Raw genomic sequence first — 479 nt, 5'->3', positions numbered from 1 at the left:
TGCCGATAAAATATCCACAGTAGCACTTAAACCATAACCTTTATGGCTTCCATGATCTTTGTCGCTACCAAGAGGCAGTAAAGAACCACCTTCTTTTAATTGATGCGGATTTGTAGAAGTATTACCCGAAGCGTCCTGTACCCATCCTTCAGGAATTGGCTGATTTGCTCTTTGAGCAATCTCCAGTTTTCCATTTGCCGCTGCGGCAGTTGCCATATCAACTATAACAGGAGGGTATTTGCCTGCAGGGAAAGCATAGCACATAGGGTTGGTGCCCAGCAAACGTTCATTGGCATAAGTAGGTGCAACAAGAGGGCTTGCATTAGTCATGCTAATCCCAATCATTTCCTGTTCAACAGCCATTAACGAATGATAGCCAGCAATTCCAAAATGGTTTGAATTTTTAACGGCAACCCATCCGCTGCCATAAATACGTGCTTTTTCAATTGCTACTTTCATAGCAAAAGGAGCAACTACCA

The 479-nt window shown here is 43.2% G+C and carries 1 protein-coding gene; it reads right to left on the bottom strand.

Features of this window, described 5'->3' with window-relative positions:
• Positions 1 to 479, bottom strand: a 479-nt coding sequence (locus N824_RS34385; RefSeq protein ID WP_048906424.1) for an Ldh family oxidoreductase, incomplete at both ends; no start/stop codon positions are given.

This window comes from Pedobacter sp. V48, assembly GCF_000523515.1.
GTDB lineage: Bacteria > Bacteroidota > Bacteroidia > Sphingobacteriales > Sphingobacteriaceae > Pedobacter.
This window is presented reverse-complemented; position numbering and strand designations above follow the sequence as displayed.